The organism is Synechococcus sp. LTW-G, from assembly GCF_054459035.1.
This window is the reverse complement of record NZ_JBTKYW010000001.1, coordinates 475,869-489,434: the sequence shown is the minus strand read 5'-3', so window position 1 is coordinate 489,434 and position 13,566 is coordinate 475,869. Positions and strand designations below refer to the sequence as shown.

At 58.4% G+C, this 13,566-nt stretch carries 13 protein-coding genes and 1 tRNA gene; 5 read left to right on the top strand and 9 right to left on the bottom strand.

Annotated features, from left to right (window positions below):
- Positions 1-375 precede the first annotated feature (375 nt).
- From ACXIQ9_RS02615 to ACXIQ9_RS02590, 6 genes are all read right to left on the bottom strand, one after another.
- On the bottom strand, positions 376-1,302 hold the full coding sequence (locus tag ACXIQ9_RS02615) for a hypothetical protein (RefSeq protein WP_459015444.1): 927 nt from the start codon (positions 1,300-1,302) through the stop codon (positions 376-378).
- A 337-nt stretch (positions 1,303-1,639) separates the two neighbouring features.
- The gene (locus ACXIQ9_RS02610) at positions 1,640-2,353 is read right to left on the bottom strand and encodes a hypothetical protein (RefSeq protein ID WP_459015442.1); all 714 of its coding nucleotides are present in this window, start codon (positions 2,351-2,353) and stop codon (positions 1,640-1,642) included.
- Between the two features lie 589 nt (positions 2,354-2,942).
- A complete protein-coding gene (locus ACXIQ9_RS02605; RefSeq protein WP_459015440.1) occupies positions 2,943-3,296 on the bottom strand; it encodes a hypothetical protein in 354 nt (117 codons plus the stop codon).
- A gap of 176 nt (positions 3,297-3,472) precedes the next feature.
- Complete coding sequence (locus tag ACXIQ9_RS02600) at positions 3,473-4,189, bottom strand: glycosyltransferase family 25 protein (protein WP_459015438.1); 717 nt, start codon at positions 4,187-4,189, stop codon at positions 3,473-3,475.
- A gap of 815 nt (positions 4,190-5,004) precedes the next feature.
- Positions 5,005-6,003 (bottom strand): carbamoyl-phosphate synthase L chain, encoded by a 999-nt coding sequence (locus tag ACXIQ9_RS02595; protein ID WP_459015436.1) that lies wholly within the window; start codon positions 6,001-6,003, stop codon positions 5,005-5,007.
- Positions 6,004-6,561: 558 nt separating this feature from the next.
- Positions 6,562-6,635: transfer RNA gene (locus ACXIQ9_RS02590), tRNA-Pro, on the bottom strand.
- A gap of 84 nt (positions 6,636-6,719) precedes the next feature.
- Between ACXIQ9_RS02590 and ACXIQ9_RS02585 the strand changes: the two genes are divergently transcribed.
- Positions 6,720-7,391, top strand: a complete 672-nt coding sequence (locus tag ACXIQ9_RS02585) for a M23 family metallopeptidase (protein WP_156797900.1) — start codon at positions 6,720-6,722, stop codon at positions 7,389-7,391.
- A complete protein-coding gene (locus ACXIQ9_RS02580) occupies positions 7,388-8,089 on the top strand; it encodes an alpha-ketoglutarate-dependent dioxygenase AlkB family protein (RefSeq protein ID WP_459015433.1) in 702 nt (233 codons plus the stop codon). The genes ACXIQ9_RS02585 and ACXIQ9_RS02580 overlap by 4 nt, the downstream gene beginning before the upstream one ends.
- Here the strand turns inward: ACXIQ9_RS02580 and ACXIQ9_RS02575 are convergent.
- Positions 7,978-8,376, bottom strand: a complete 399-nt coding sequence (locus ACXIQ9_RS02575) for a Rid family detoxifying hydrolase (protein WP_459015431.1) — start codon at positions 8,374-8,376, stop codon at positions 7,978-7,980. The two genes, ACXIQ9_RS02580 and ACXIQ9_RS02575, sit on opposite strands and share 112 nt — an antisense overlap.
- Before the next feature lie 55 nt (positions 8,377-8,431).
- Here ACXIQ9_RS02575 and ACXIQ9_RS02570 point away from each other — a divergent pair, with 55 nt between their 5' ends.
- Positions 8,432-9,526: an ABC transporter ATP-binding protein gene (locus ACXIQ9_RS02570; RefSeq protein ID WP_459015429.1), complete on the top strand. Its 1,095-nt coding sequence runs from the start codon at positions 8,432-8,434 to the stop codon at positions 9,524-9,526.
- Positions 9,527-9,529: 3 nt separating this feature from the next.
- Here ACXIQ9_RS02570 and gloB read toward each other — a convergent pair whose 3' ends face one another.
- Positions 9,530-10,279, bottom strand: a complete 750-nt coding sequence (gloB, locus tag ACXIQ9_RS02565) for a hydroxyacylglutathione hydrolase (protein WP_459015427.1) — start codon at positions 10,277-10,279, stop codon at positions 9,530-9,532.
- A gap of 29 nt (positions 10,280-10,308) precedes the next feature.
- On the opposite strand from gloB, the gene hisG reads away from it, so the two are divergent.
- Both hisG and ACXIQ9_RS02555 read left to right on the top strand, forming a co-directional pair.
- On the top strand, positions 10,309-10,944 hold the full coding sequence (hisG, locus tag ACXIQ9_RS02560; RefSeq protein WP_010316491.1) for an ATP phosphoribosyltransferase: 636 nt from the start codon (positions 10,309-10,311) through the stop codon (positions 10,942-10,944).
- Positions 10,944-12,743, top strand: coding sequence for an ABC transporter ATP-binding protein (locus ACXIQ9_RS02555; RefSeq protein WP_010316493.1), 1,800 nt, complete (start codon positions 10,944-10,946; stop codon positions 12,741-12,743). Before hisG ends, ACXIQ9_RS02555 begins: the two co-directional genes overlap by 1 nt.
- On the opposite strand, the gene ACXIQ9_RS02550 is transcribed toward ACXIQ9_RS02555, so the two are convergent.
- Complete coding sequence (locus ACXIQ9_RS02550) at positions 12,740-13,432, bottom strand: alpha/beta fold hydrolase (RefSeq protein ID WP_459015424.1); 693 nt, start codon at positions 13,430-13,432, stop codon at positions 12,740-12,742. The two genes, ACXIQ9_RS02555 and ACXIQ9_RS02550, sit on opposite strands and share 4 nt — an antisense overlap.
- Positions 13,433-13,566 lie beyond the last annotated feature (134 nt).

The window sequence follows — 13,566 nt, the reverse complement described above, 5'->3', positions numbered from 1 at the left end:
AGGACGACTGCGGGAACAGTTCAGTCCTGAACGGCTGGGGGTGCATCCGCACCCTCAACCAAGCAAATCGCACCATAGGTATGTGGCTGGCAGGCAGAGAGTTCTATTACTGCCGCCAACTAACACATATATGCTCGAATTCCCGCGAGTAACTTAAAAGAGAAAAAGAGTTATCCAATTCAGTTGAATGACGACATTGACGAGTAATTCATTTATGGCGAAATAGACCAGCTTTGAATTAAGGGAAGAAGCGGGATCCGACACTTCTACTTTTTGCTAGCAACCCTAATAAGGAGTGACTCATTGTCAATAGACCAAGGCTTGCATCCCTTGCCATACCTTGCTAATAGTTGGCGCGTATCATGCAATTGCGGGCTATCTGAGTGCTAGCCAGTAGAGTCTTCTTATGTACTCAAAGGAATAGTCAAAGTCTTCTGTCTCATCATTGATCTCTACCCATATGGCTGGATTGAATGACCTCTTGGAAAATGTTTCACTCATTAGATTGCAGGTAAGCTGAGTGTCATTGCGAATGATCGATGGCGGTGGGAGTAGCTCCAGAGAATCATGTTTAAACAGCGAAAGGTATGAAACAACCTCCCATGTACTTACCCTGGGGAGAGGCATCCCGATCGCCAGTCTCTCTATGAACCTGTAGACATGAAGGAGCCATTCTTTCATGGCGACTGGAACATAGGCTCCAAAGATTTCACCACCTGAATTCGCAAAAGCCTCATTAGGATGCTTTCTGCCAAAGAAGCAAAGTGAATTAGGATTTAGGGCAATTTGAGACGCAATAGCTTGCAGCGCTTCCCAGGTAAAGCAAACATCGCCATAGAGCCAAAGCAGTGACCTGCCTGAGTGACTACTTAGACCTAGGCTGTTCTCAAGAATCTCGATGCCTACCGGATCTGATGGTTTATTTATTAGAGGAATCTGCTGGCAAAAGTGGTCATAATTGTTAGCCACAGCAGAATCATGAGAGTCGGAGTCTATGATTGAGCATAGTGACTGAGGGAAAGTCCTGGCTAATTGCTGGATCGTTCTTTCTATCAGAGGAACGCCATCGCCAAGATCGAGAATATGCTTGCGAGGGAGAAATGAAGCATTCCATCTCGAAGAAAGTCCTCCACATGGAATCATTATGCTTAATTTGTCGTGAATCAGTGGACTTAGCCCGCTTGGCTCTTCGGTGATTGGCTTAGAATGTAAATAATCCAGCAGGCAATTAGTCATAGATTCAAAATCGAGCCTATTCAAGAATAAGTTTGCTGACTGAATTACTTGAGATTTCAAGGCCATCAAATTTCGTCTAAGCCAACATGATGCTTTCAGTCTAGGCACAAAATATCTTTCGGTGTTTTCTTAGGCGCACTGTCGAAAGGCAATGTGCGCAGAATGTTACTCAATCATGCCATGTAAGCGCTCACTCGCCCATGCTGTCAGCTTCAAATGTGACGGGCGATGGGCAGCTTCTCCGAATGTCGGACGTTTTTCAGCAGAAGAGCCGATCAGCATTCTCCTGTTGTGTAGGCCGCTAAATTGGTCACAGTTTATAACTATACTGAATAGTAAAAAGAGTTCCGCTCCAGGCCTGCTAGGCAAAGCAGTCCAGATATCATTGATTAGTGCGATTTACTCAAAGACTCTTTTCCACTCTCCTCTTTAGCCAAGAGATATACTCAATTGGGAAGTCGAAGTCTTCCGTCTCATCATTTATTTCACGCCATATCGATTCAATAAAGTCTCCATTTTCTAATGCTGCTTTCATTTCTGGTAGCAACTCTCTCAGTGAAAAGGGATGCCGAATTATTTGGGAAAGGGATTCTTCACCGCTGATTCTTCCAGCCGCAGTAACAAGTGCCAGAACTTCCCAGGTTGAATACCTGTGCATTACAAGCCTATCAGTTCCGAAGTATAGCTTCTTGCAGGTTTCGTAAAAGTGGCGGATATTGATAACTTCACTTGATGGGATATAAGCTCCGAAGATCTCACCTCCGGTATTACCATAATCCTTGTTCAATCCACTCCTCCCGAACACTCTGAGCGAACCGCCTGACAGCACAGAATCTGCTATATGATCCATCGCCAATTCCGAAAAACATACATCACCCATAAGGAGCAGTAGGTCTGCTCCTTCTACAGGAATAACCTTTGGATTTGAAAGAACCTCAATAGCAACATCTTCTTCTGGGTCACCATTGCGATAAACGAGTTCACATCCTTCAACTGCTTGATATGCAGAGCAATTACGGCTGTCAACTAAGACTTTAATATGCCCCGAAATGCTGATCCTACTGGCTATCTGATTACACGTCTCCTGAAGAAGACAGTCCTCTTCGCCGATATCCACTAGATGCTTGGCTGTGCCCAGGAAATTAGCCCATCTCTTCGCACTTCCGCCGCACGCTAGACAAATCTGTAAGCGATCTACCCGCGTCGGCGGGGGTAGGCACACAGTATTAGGAACATAGCGATGACGGAGAAAGTCAGTCATGCACTTAATGGCTTTCGCGTGCTCCAATTGGTCAAGCATTGCCCCTGCTGATTGAAGGATATTCTTCGCGCTATGCATTGAATGAGAGCTGACGTAAATAACCTAGCACTTATTCGTCTATCAGATTAGGCATCCCAAAGGATGCCTGTAAAAGTGTTTTGCTTCAGATGACTCGCACTGCCATGCGGATGTATCCCAAACGATCTCGAATGTATTTCTGCCTATTGCTTGGATGTGAATGACGCCTGGTTTACACTGCTCTTTGTACTAGTATTGCTGAAGCGAGAATCACGGTTGAGTCAGGATTTATCTGATGATTTCAAGTTTTCTTGAACCGCTCTAAAGATGTAGTTCGTTAGAAGTCTACGAAGCCGAACCTGATATAATTGCCTCTAACGTATGTGACAGTATCGACTTTGTCGACCATCAATCAGCGGAATTGAAATTACACACCACCTATTTCTGAGGTGGCGTCAAGGATGCACCAATAGAGCGTTGCCCACTGAGTCCCGTTCCACGGGCGGTTTGACCAACCATCACCTGCAAGCCAGCCATTGCAGGTTTCAGCAATCTTGTCCCAATCAACGGCGCCATCTGCTTTAACAACTGTGGCACTGTTGCTACGCTGCTGAGTTGCTTCCTTGACGGCAGCAGCAAGACCGTTGACTTCAATCAGGCGCTTACCGCCACGCCAACAGACAAAATCATCAATCCTGCCATCATTCATCAGGCGATAAAGCTGTGAGCGGCTGGAATGCCCAATCGCTTTGGCAGCATCCGAGATTGATAAAGCAGCCATTGAGACACTGCCGCTCGTAGCGCGACACGGGTAGGGGCAGCTGTATCTTATCGGCGCTTATCTACTGCTATTTGACCCAAAGTTATTCCGCTGAAGGTAGCTATTCGAAGGGGTTCGAACTCACCTTCAAATCTCCTCTATAAAGGACCCAGTGGATCTGAGCCGGTAAGGAAATTTCAGGGCAACTGCCAGCAGGAACGAAGGAATTGATTTCGCTCGGCGATGGTTTGCTGTTCATGAGCCACCGACTCTGGCCTTACGGACGAGTCAACTCCAAGATGGCCAAACCAGGGATATGTACTTGTGTAAGTCTTGCAAATATCGAAAAGTAAGTAGTCAGAAACGCAAAGCTCGGGACAGTAAAAACCAGAAAGGTCAAGCATGCAGGATGAGAAAAGGCGCTCAAGAACTCTTAGAGCACCTTTTTTGTTGACCATATACGCATAGGATCCCCAAAGGGCGTAGTGCCAATTATGCCACTCTAATGAATGCTTTATTCTATGACTTAAGAGCAGAGACGAGCCTTTAGTGTGACTTGTGCCTAGCTGGAGAACCTCAAAGTCCTTGGGTGCATACAATATGAGAGACCTGAGTCGTTCTGGAGTCAGGGAAGGGGCTGGAGTTGCATCATCTTCAAGGATTAAAGCTATATCGCCACTCTCAGACTCTGACACAAACGTCATGAGGGCTTTCAGGTGGGAGGTGAGGCAGGCTGGTTCAAGCATGCTGTGGTAGACAATGTCGCAATCACTCTTAATGTCTATGTGTTTCATGGCTGCAGGTGTTACAGCCTCGATCCTCCTGAACGCAATGCTTTTACGAGAAAGAGCTTGTGAAATCTCGGAGAGCCTTTTATCCTCCCCTGCGACATTGATGACATAGGTGCGGATCATTCTCTATTGATACCTCTGGAGCACCAAATGTGAACCTACTGTAGTCCAGTGAACATGGACGATTTGGTTGCACTAGAGCTATTGCCTAGGCTCCAGGCACGTGCAGGCTCTTACTTTCAGAGGTCTTGCTGCCCTCATTCCCTGAATGTAGCGTCGCCAACGGTGAAGGCACCATACGTAGTACTTGTCGGTAGCAGTCGGCTCAGCTTTGGTGTGCCCAATCAGCCAATGAACAGTGTCAGTCCTCAAAGCAATCAAGAATCTGATGATCCTCCTTGGTCTGCACTCCGATTCAGCCAAGGTGGTAGATGAGCCATCTCCTTATCTTGAAGAGGTCGATGGGGTGGTGATATTCAGGTGACAGCATCAGGACAAAAAGCCCCTGGTGTTCGAGTCCCAGAGGCTCGCGTCTCCCATGACGACCTTTGGTCCGCCCAGGCGAAGCGCTACCAGCGCCTATGTTTAGAGCGGTTAAGCCTTAACGGGGCTAAATCCGCCGCTAAAATGACAGGCTCGATTTAATCGGGTTAAATAAGCGCTAAACGGGCTTCTGCAGCCCAAAGATCAGCCGGGTTTATATGCAAATCAGGCTGAAGCTAGAGAGGCGTCGTGCTTCGAATTTCCCCGTAGACAAAAAATCAGTAAGGACCCCGAAGTAATTGTCATCTGATTGCAATGGTGCCAGGTATTGGAGGCTAATTGGCTGTTTTACGGGTGTGACTGAAGATATGAAAAGCCCCTGCTTTTGCAAGGGCATTGAGTGGCTAGCCTGGGTGTTTGACTGGAAATTTGGAACCAGGCTGGAAGCCAAACTGTTAAGTAAATATATCCGGGCAGCTTGTGCTCCCGTTCCATAATCTGCTTTGTCTATTGTAGCATCTACTTGTGTCGTGTACTCGCACATCTCTATTGCTCGGTGTTGATTTTAGGGCTTCAACTGCGGCATTGGATTTCGGTGTTTCTTTCCCGGGACCGCCATTGGTATTGAATCTCCACTTGATGTCAGCCGAGAAGCGTGACTTGAAGGCACTGTCATATGAGAGGTTGGTGCCAAGAGTTAGTCCGTTATTAATGGAATAAGCGAGGCGACCCAAGACGCCAGAGCCATCAGCTGTATTCATATCACCGTTTTGATAGTAGTAACCAACAGATGCCCTCAAATCTGGCGTGATGTTGTAGCCAGCATCAAAACCAATGGTGGCGAGTGCGTCACCTTGATAGACGGAGTTGAGTTGCTGCTCATCAGGCTCGCTCGTTGGAATGAGCGCATAGGCATTGAATGCCCACTTGTCGCTGACTGCTTCTGCGTTGACAGCAGCCTGCTGGAAGAAAGCGGTGCGTGATGCGTAGACAGGGATACCTGTGTCAGAGGGACCCGTGCTCATTGGTCGGGTGTCATAACCCGCATTCAGTCCATACATCCAACTGCGGTCGCCGTTGAGCCAGCGATAACCCAGGCGGGATGAGGTGGAGATGGTGGTGCCAGCAACGGTGGTGTTGATGATGCTGCTGGAGTTATTGATGTCAGCGAAGTTGGCGTTGGCTAGGACATCAGCAAAGAAGACGCTGTTCTTGCCGACAACCAGGGGCAGGAAGCCACCCAGACCTGCCTCGTTGGGAGTGCCAGCAGCTTGTGTCTGTGCCTGGACACCAACCTGAGGCTTGATCACATCCTTGAGATTGATGCTCATCACGCCCAGGTCGCTGGCTGAGCCTTGCGCCAGCTCAACGGGCTTGGCGTTGACCTGAGGGATGAATGACAGTGCCACAGCAGCAGCACCTAGAGCAGAGAAGCTCAACCGCAGAGATTTCACGCGCGCCGATCCCTTCGTTACGGGGATTGTCAAGCCGCCTGTGATGACCTACCACCTCGGCGGGTCAGCTGCTGCTCTGGATGGTTGTTGTGGGGGGCCTATGGCAGCCCCCCGTGTGGACTCTGTTCCCGCAGAGATCCACTCATGTCATGGCCTAAGTGCTACTTCGGGTGCAAGTGGCTTAACGCCCCGCAAACTCCCGCTCGGACGGCGCTGGTCTGTGGTGCGCCTCCAGCTCGGTCATGGCTTGGGTGGGGCTGGGGTGTTCGCTACCCCGTTTGCCCTATCAATGGCTAAGCCAGGGTTTAAGCGACAAATCTGTGGGCAAGCTGTTTGACCTGGCCGTTGAGGTCTCCAAGGGCTAGAGCGTCGGAACGTTGGTCCACGCAGAAAGTGCAGAGCAAGTCAGGGCCTTTGGGCGGGATCTCTTTCCCGGCTGCAACGTGATGGCCGTCCTGCATGACGGCGAGCCTGGCGCCGAGAACGACTGACCGCGCGCCTGAGCAGGTTTGCGTGCGTTTTGCGTGCCCCACTGGGGGCCAATCCCTGACAATTCAATCGGGGCGACAGGATTCGAACCTGCGACCTAGTGCTCCCAAAGCACCCGCGCTACCAAGCTGCGCCACGCCCCGTATGTCTGGAGCTTACCGGTCGATCCGCTGGGCTGGCCGTGGCGCTGGGCCCCGGTACAACGGGCCCGAAGTCCTCGCCCCACCATGGGATTCGGCCCCGTTCGCGCTGTTGCTGTCCTCGCCGGGCTGACGGGCTGTCTGTTGCCTTTCCCGGCTCTGGCCCTCCCCGAGAGGCCATTGCAAATCCCTGGCGATACTCCGGTCGCTGACCTGACGCCCGGGATGGGAATCAGCGAGGCCATGCCCGATTCTCTGGCCTGGCCACTGCGTCCTGGTCAGCCGATCCGTGTGGTCTATCCCCTGGCGGTCAAAGCGACGGAGGTGGACCCCTACGGCTGGCGCTATTCGAGTTCCCGCGGGGCCTGGCGCATGCACGCCGGTCAGGACCTGGTGGCTCCCGCGGGCACGCCTGTTCTGGCCATGCTTCCGGGACGTGTGGTTCTGGTGGAGCCCATCGACGGCTACGGCCTCACGGTGGTCCTGGACCATGGCCGCGGTTGGCAGAGCCTCTATGCCCATCTGCAGAGCGCCAATGTCCGCAAAGGTGACTTCCTGACGGCCGCCTCCACCCTGGGCCTGGTCGGCCAGAGCGGCCGTGCCAGTGGCCCCCATCTCCATGTCGAGTTGCGCCAGCGCCAAGGGGAGCAGATGCTGGCCCTCGATCCCACCCCGGTTCTTGATCAGGCCACACGCCTGACGCTCCTGGCCCCGCCCCCCGTGGCTGAAGCTCGGGTGATTGAACCAGCCCAGCCTTGATTGCGATTGAGCGTCCTGGCCTGAAGCTTCGCCACGGTTCCGCCTGGCTACAGGGCCATGGAATCGCCACGGAATCCCTGCGTCAGCGCCTGGCTCAGGAGGTTCCCTGGGAGCAGCCCCTGGTGCGCGTCTTTGGCCGCCAGCACCCCACGCCTCGTCTGACCTGCTGGATGGCTGACCCCGGCTGCAGCTACCGCTACAGCGGCCAGGTGCAGCCCATCACCCCCTGGAGTCCCTCCATTGCGCCCCTTCGCGATCTCCTGGAGCAGGAGTTGGGGGTTCGATTCAACAGCCTGCTGCTGAATCGCTACCGCACTGGAGACGACCGCATGGGCTGGCATGCCGATGACGAGCCGGAACTCGACAACCAGGCCCCCATCGCCTCATTGAGCATCGGCGTTCCGCGCGATCTGCGTTTTCGCCCGAGACGTACCTCTCTTGCGTCCGCTGAGGCGCCCTTCTCGCTTTGCCTAGATGACGGCGATCTGTTGGTGATGGATCCGCCCACCCAGGCCCACTGGCAGCACGCCCTACCGGCCCGTGCCCGGGTCAGGACCGAGCGGATCAATCTCACCTTTCGGCTGATTCAGCCCAGCACCGCGATGCAGTCGATCTCCACCCGGGCGGCCTTCGGCAGTGCGGCCACCTCCACGCAGGCGCGAGCCGGGGAAACCCCCTCTCCGAATACCTCGGCGTAGAGCGCGTTCACCTTGGCGAAATCCCCCAGATCGGCCAGGAAGACCGTGGTGCGCACCACCTGCTGCGGCGTGCAGCCGGCTTCCTTGAGCACGGCCTGGAGGTTGCTGAGAACCTGGCGGGTCTCAGCCTCCACATCTCCATTGCCGACCATCGCGCCGGTGGCTGGATCCAGGGCGATTTGGCCGGAGCAATAGAGCACCCCACCCGCCTTGACGGCCTGGTTGTAGGGGCCGACCGGTGCGGGTGCCGCGGCGGTTGTCACCGCCTCAATCGCTGGAAGGTTCATTGCACGAGAGGATGTGGCGCCGAGCCTATGGCGAACCTGCTGAATGCGCCCTGAGATGCCCAGCCCTGATCTCCCCCAGGAGCCGCAGGTGGAGCTCAGTGGCCTGTGGCATCGCTACAGCGGCCCCGCCTCCAGTGGCGACTGGACCCTTCGCGATATTGATTTCCAGCTCCAGCCCGGTGAGTTGGTCGGCCTGCTGGGCCCCTCGGGCTGCGGCAAAACCACCCTGCTGCGCCTGATCGCTGGTTTTGAGAAGCCCGACCGCGGCTCTGTGTCCATCGGCGGACGCCCCGTGGCCGGGCAGGGACGTTGGTTACCCCCGGAGCGCCGCGGCGTGGGCATGGTCTTTCAGGACTACGCCCTCTTCCCCCACCTCGATGCCTGGCGTAACGCCTGCTTTGGCCTCAGGCCAGGTCAGGACACCAGTCGCGCCTCCTGGCTGTTGGAACTGCTGGGCCTCAAGGGCCTCGAGCGCCGTTATCCCCATGAGCTCTCCGGCGGTCAGCGGCAGCGCCTGGCCCTGGCCCGCGCCCTGGCTCCGGGCTGTTCCCTGGTGCTCCTCGATGAGCCCTTCTCCAACCTGGATGTGGAGGTGCGGCTGCGCCTGCGGGCGGAGCTTCCCGGTGTCCTGGCCCGTTGCGGCGCCAGCGGGGTGATCGTGACCCACGACCCGGAGGAGGCCATGGCGATCTGTGATCGGGTGGCGGTCCTGGAGTCCGGGCATCTGCACCAATGCGCCAGCCCCCACGACCTGGTGACGGCCCCGGCGACCTCCTTTGTCGGTCGCTTTGTGCTGCAGGGCAACCTTCTGCCGGCCCAGCTCCAGGACGGTTTTTGCCTTACGCCCCTCGGGGTGCTCGAACCAACGGAGGCCGGGGCTGCTGCGTCCTCCTCCTCGGACTTGGAGGTGCTGGTCAGTCAGCAGGCCATCGCCTTGGTTCCGGACGATGACGCCGAGGCCTGGGTCGTGGGCCGGGAATTCCTCGGCCGTGAGTGGCTTTATCAGGTACAGCTCGATGACCGACGCCTGCGCCTGCGTCTGCCCTTGGAGCTGGACTATGCCCGCGGCCAGCGCTGTCAGTTGCACCTGCGCGCAGGCGAGCAGGGCCGGCTCTACCCCAGTGGTGCCGCCCTCATCGCCCGCGGCTGAGTCCTAGCCCCGCCAAAGGTCCTTGTGGCCGCGCAGCTGGCGCAGCGCCGCCGCGTCTTGGGCCCGGACGAACAGGTTCGTCTCCTGCTCCAGTCCAATGCGGCTGGGAATCGTTGGATGTCCTTCACGGCGCAGCTGCTGCACCTCCGCCAGTCGCGTGCGGATCGCGGCATTGTCCGGTTCCTGCTCCGCCGCCCATCGCAGGTTGCTTTCGGTGTACTCATGGGCGCACCAGACCCGGGTCTCGGGCCCCAGGGCCGCCAGGCTGCCCAGGGAGCTGAGCATCTGCTCGGGGGTGCCTTCAAACAGGCGACCGCAGCCGCCGGCAAACAAGGTGTCGCCGCAGAACAGCTCAGCGGCTCCCCCCGCCTCCGGCTCCACGACATAGGCAATGTGGTGACGCGTGTGGCCGGGCACCTCCAGCACCCTCAGCTCTCGGCCCAACAGCCTCAGCTGATCGCCTCCCTGGACTCCTTGGGTTTGCAGCGGGATCCGCTCACGATCCGCGGCACTGGCGATCACCGCCGCCTCAGGCCAGCGCTGCAACAGCCCGGGTGTTCCGCCGATGTGGTCGTTGTGGTGGTGCGTGTGCAGGACCGCCTCCAGCTCCAGGCCCTTCTCCTCCAGCCAGGCGATCACGGGCTCGGCCACCGCCGGATCCACCACCACCGCACCCGGACCTTCGCCGTGGAGAACGAACACGTAGTTGTCGCTCAGCACAGGGATCAGCGAAACCGTCGTGGCGGCATGCATCGTTAAAGTCCCGGTTCAGGCTGCCAACCATGATCACCGTCGCGCTGGCCAAGGGAGCCCTGCTGAAGGACTCGGTCCGCCGCTTCGCGGCCGCTGGCCTGGATTTCGCAGCGGTGCTGGAGCCGGGCAACCGCCAGCTGATGGTGCCCAGCGTCTGTGGTCGCGCCCGGGCGCTGCTGGTGCGCAATGCCGATGTGCCGGTGTATGTGGCCTACGGCCAGGCCCAGCTTGGGGTGGTGGGCTACGACGTCTTGAAGGAACACCAGCTGCCCGTGGCTCAGTTGGTGGATCTGGGCTTTGGCGGCTGCCGGATGAGTGTGGCCGTGAAGGCCTCCAGTCCCTATCGCCGGGCCAGTGACCTGCCGGCCCACTGCCGCATCGCCAGCAAGTTCACCCGCTGCGCTGAGGAGTACTTCGAGGCCCTGGATCTGCCTGTGGAGTTGATCCATCTGGCCGGCTCGGTGGAGCTCGGTCCGATCACCGGCATGAGCGAAGCCATCGTCGATCTGGTGGCCACCGGCCGCACCCTTGAAGAAAACGGCCTGATCGCCATCGAAGATCTGTTCCACTCCACCGCCCGCCTCGTGGGCCATCCGCTGTCGCTGCGGCTCGATTCCGGCGAGATCCAATCGATCGTCGATCAAATCGCCAGCGCAGGCGCTTGATGGCCAAGCGCGATCGTCAACGTCTGCTGCGTCTTCTGCCCTACCTCGGGCGCGATCGCAAACGGCTGCTGCTCACCCTGGTGCTGCTGATCCCGGTGGCGGGTGCCGCGGCGGTTCAACCCCTGCTGGTCGGACAGGCGATTTCGGCCCTGCGTCAGGAGCCGGTGCTGCCCTGGCTGCAGGCCATGCCCCTCTCGGGCCAGTTGCGGACGCTGGTGTCGCTCTTGCTGGTAGCGGTCCTGATCCGCCTGGGCCTGCAGGGGGTTCAGAGCTTCAACGTGCAGGCCGTTGGCCAACGTCTGACTGCGCGGATCCGCAACGACCTGTTTGCCCATTCCCTCGACCTCTCGCTGCGCTTCCACGACCGCACGCCCGTTGGAAAATTGCTGACGCGCCTGACCAGTGACGTCGATGCCCTGGCCGAGGTCTTTGGCAGTGGCGCCGTGGGGCTGCTGGCGGACCTGGTCACCCTCTTGGTGATCGCCGGAACGATGGTGGCGATTGAACCGCGCCTCGGGGTGTTGCTGCTGTCGGTGCAGGTGCCGGTCACCTTGACCATGCTCTGGTTGCAGAGGCGCTACCGCAAGGCCAACTACCGGGTTCGCGAGGAGCTCTCCCAGATGAACGCGGATTTGCAGGAGAACCTTCAGGGTCTGGAGGTCGTGCAGATGTTCCGCCGGGAGTCCCACAACTCCGCCCGCTTTGCCCGCACCGCTGATGCCTACCGCAATGCGGTCAACGGCACGATCTTTTACGACTCCTCGATCTCGGCCTTGATCGAGTGGGTGTCCCTGGGGGCGATTTCCTTGGTGTTGGCCCTGGGGGGCTGGATGGTCACCGCTGGGGCGATGGGCCTGGGCACCCTGACGACCTTCATCCTCTATTCCCAGCGCCTGTTTGATCCCCTGCGCCAGTTGGCGGAGCGCTTTACTCAGATCCAAGGCGGCCTGACCGCTGTTGAGCGCATCGGTGAGCTGCTGGAGGAGCCCATTGAGATTCAGGAGCTGCCCCTGAACCAGCGCTCCTCGGCCGCCATTCGCAGTGGCAGCGACTTCAGCAGCGCCGGTGAGGTGATTTTTGAAAACGTCTCCTTCGCCTACCGCCCTGACGATCCCATCCTGACGGACCTCTCCTTCCGGATTGCCCCTGGGGAGCACGTGGCCTTGGTCGGTCCGACCGGATCGGGCAAGACCACCATCATCCGCCTGCTCTGCCGCCTCTATGAACCCCAGCAGGGCCGGATCCTGCTGGATGGAGTGGACATCCGCGAGTTGCCCATCCCCACCCTGCGCCAGCGCCTTGGGGTGGTGCTGCAGGACACCTTCCTGTTCAGCGGCAACGTGGCCGACAACCTGCGCCTCGATGGCGCCATCAGCGATGTCGAGCTCGAGCGCCTCTGCTCGGAGCTTGGTCTTGAGCCCCTGCTCGATCGACTGCCTTCGGGGCTGGCCACAGAGCTGCGTGAGCGCGGCAGCAACCTCTCCTCCGGTGAGCGCCAGTTGCTCTCGGTGGCGCGGGTGGCGATTCGCAATCCCTCGGTCTTGGTGATGGACGAGGCCACGGCCTTCCTGGACCCATCCACCGAGGCCACCCTGCAGCGGGATCTCGATCGGGTTCTGCGCCAACGGACGGCCATCGTCATCGCCCACCGCCTGGCCACGGTGGAGGCAGCCCACCGCATCCTGGTGCTCAAGCGCGGTCGCCTGATCGAAGAGGGAACCCACACGGCCCTGCGCGCCGCCGGTGGTCTCTATGCCCAGTTGGCCGACCTGCAGGAACGCGGACTGGCCAGGCTCTAGAACAACGTTCGATCCAGCCAGTCCTCGATGACTCGGGCGAGGGCGTCTGGGGCGCTGCGCATCGGCAGATGCCCTTCCCCTTCGAGCTCCTGCACCTCGGCATTGGGGGCATAGCCCGAGAGATGGCGGACGTAGCGCGGCTCCATCACCGTGTCCTTGCTGCCCACCACCCAGAGGCTGGGGACCTGTAGTTGGCTCGCCAGCGCCGGCAGCTGGCGCACGGCCCCGCGCTGCATGCTGCAGGCCAGCAGCCCGCGGGCAGCGCGGAGCTCCGCCACCAGGGGGCTGCGAATGGCCTCGGTGCCAGGGAGCTGGGCGAGCCAACTCGGCCGCCAGCGCAAAAAGGTGGCCCCGCCGTTGCGCACCATCCGAAAGGGCCGCGGCTGATAGACCCCGCCTCCGGAGGCGACCTGGATGATCCCCCGCAGTTGCTCCCCCAGATGGGGGGCGGCATGGAGCACCAGGCTTCCCCCCAGGGAGTGGCCGATCAGCACGATCGGCCGGCCGCCGGCTTGCTCCTGGGCCGCCTCCGCCAGCCAGCGGCCATAGCTGACCAAGTTGGTCCGCAGGCCTTGGGGCCTCGGGCGTTGGCCAAAGCCCGGCAGATCAGGGGTCCAGCAGTCCCACCTTGGCTCCAGGGCCGTGCGCAGCGGATCCCACAGCCGCCCGGAGAGCAGCCAACCATGCACGCCAACCAGCAGAGGTGCTGCGCCCAGGGATCCCAATGCAAGAAACGGACCCAGCCTGCATCAAGGGGGTGACCTGGTGGGTCAGGATCAACCGAACCCCGCAGCGAGCTCCGTTCTGATTGGTTCCAGCGCCA